General features: G+C 39.0%; 2 protein-coding genes. Both read right to left on the bottom strand.

What is annotated here, in order from left to right; translation table 11 throughout:
• A partial coding sequence (locus F6K13_RS29545) for a DUF5331 domain-containing protein (RefSeq protein ID WP_287289343.1) occupies nt 1-862 on the bottom strand: 862 nt, incomplete at its 3' end.
• Between the two features lie 38 nt (nt 863-900).
• Nucleotides 901-1,767, bottom strand: coding sequence for a ferredoxin:protochlorophyllide reductase (ATP-dependent) iron-sulfur ATP-binding protein (bchL, locus tag F6K13_RS29540; protein WP_240038902.1), 867 nt, complete (start codon nt 1,765-1,767; stop codon nt 901-903).
• Nucleotides 1,768-2,232 lie beyond the last annotated feature (465 nt).

The raw sequence follows: 2,232 nt of genomic DNA, 5'->3' as shown, positions 1-2,232 counted from the left end.
TGTCAAGGCTAACCAAGTCATCTGCTGCTTCTGCTGCGGACTCCATTCCCAAGTCCAAATCATCATCCACTTCCGAGTCAGAATCCAGTCCCATATCTAACTCATCCACTTCTGATTCTATTCCCAAGTCCAAATCATCATCCACTTCCGAGTCAGAATCCAGTCCCATATCTAACTCATCCACTTCTGATTCTATTCCCAAGTCCAAATCATCATCCACTTCCGAGTCAGAATCCATATCCATATCCAACTCATCCACTTCTGATTCTATTCCCAAGTCCAAATCATCATCCACTTCCGAGTCAGAATCCATATCCATATCTAACTCATCCACTTGTGACTCCAGGTCTAACTCACTCTGGTCATCATCAAGCAGATCATCAGCATCAGATTCCAGATCCAATCCTGAAGCCATAATAGCAGCTCCACCAACAGCGGCAGCTCCACCTACTACTGCAGCAGTACCCCAATTATTAGAATCTTCATTCTGGTCTGGCATAATTGGGGAATAAGATCCTGGTGACTGTTGAGGATCGTCAGACAATATTGATGTTGATTTGTCTATGGAAGAATCTTGTTTTTTACCTATGGCAATGTCTGGGTCAAAATTTAACCCTAAAACTTCTATTAAACTATCTGCATCTGCCTTGAGTTTAGAGAAAGGCAACATTAATGCCTCTAACTCTGGTTCCAGGGCATTAAGAATTCCCAAGATAAGGTATGACACAGGTCTCCTTCCTCCATCAGGAGTCTGGACCGTATTTTCATCTGTCATGTGCAGTACCAACCATGAGCGATTTTTTTGGTAGTACTGCAGCCATTTTTGTTTGAGGGACGTTGATAATTGTTCAAAGAAAACCATGACTTATATATTCCTTATCCTGAGAAGAGCTAAGTCTATTAAACCATCATCAGGTCAAGCTTTTCATCCTCTGATACAACTTCAGGTTTACTGGGATTTAAGTAGAAATCAGAGAGTAAGGAGAATAAATCGCGGTCTTGAGATTCGTTGGGCACTACTCCTTCTGGCAATGCCAAAATTTGGTCGGCAATGTTCAGGTAATAGTTACAAACGTATTGGAGTGAAGGATCGTTTTCGGCCATCTCGAACAATGTTTTGCCTTTGACACGAGAAACTCGAATATCTTCAATTAGTGGTAGGACTTCTAACACTGGCATTGGTACGGCTTCTATATATTTATTAATTAGATCGCGCTTGGATGTACGATTACCTATTAGGCCAGCTAAACGTAGAGGATGGGTACGAGCTTTTTCACGGACAGAGGCGGCAATGCGATTAGCTGCAAAGAGAGCATCGAAGCCATTATCTGTGACAATCATGCAGTAGTCTGAATAGTTTAGTGGAGCTGCAAAACCACCACAAACTACGTCACCGAGTACGTCAAATAGAATGACGTCGTATTCGTCAAAGGCATTTAATTCTTTGAGTAGTTTGACTGTTTCGCCGACAACGTAGCCACCACAACCTGCTCCAGCGGGTGGTCCACCTGCTTCTACACAGTCTACACCACCGTAACCTTTATAAATGACATCTTCTGGCCAGATATCTTCGTAATGATAGTCCTTTTCTTGTAGGGTGTCAATAATTGTGGGGATGAGAAATCCTGTGAGGGTAAATGTACTATCGTGTTTTGGGTCGCAACCGATTTGTAGGACTTTTTTACCACGTTTGGCTAAGGCAACTGAGATATTGCAGCTTGTTGTAGATTTACCGATGCCGCCTTTTCCATATACTGAGAGTTTCACTTTTTTTTCTCCTTGATAATTTTTTAATTTAGATGAGGCTGAAGAATTTTTAATAAGCTCAAATTTTGTCTATTTTTCAGCTTGTGTTTGATTGCAGTGAGCTGTCAGCTTTTTTGTTTCTCTTGTGGGGAGAATGAAAAACTGGCCAATGTACTTATTTGATACGCAAACTGCTGGTTATGGAGATAAAGTCCAGATTTATTAAAGGTTTGTCAACCTATTTTTTTGGGCTTCTGAAAAGAATTATTGTCTAACTTCACTACAAAAAAAAGAGGGGCAAGATTTATTAGATGCTGTAAAAAGAATTATTGAGATTTAGTATTTTATAAATTTGATTTTTTATTTTAATTAATCGCTTTTAATCTAATTTAATCATCTTATAAATTATTTGTGTAATTTATTTATTATAAAAAGTAACAATATTAAAAAAATTAGACCTTGAAGAATTTTAAGACAAATTTGATG

This window comes from Okeania sp. SIO2B9, from assembly GCF_010672505.1.
In the GTDB taxonomy this organism is placed as follows: Bacteria; Cyanobacteriota; Cyanobacteriia; order Cyanobacteriales; family Microcoleaceae; genus Okeania; species Okeania hirsuta.
Note: the sequence above shows the minus strand (reverse complement) of the source record. Positions and strands in the feature narration are given on the sequence as shown.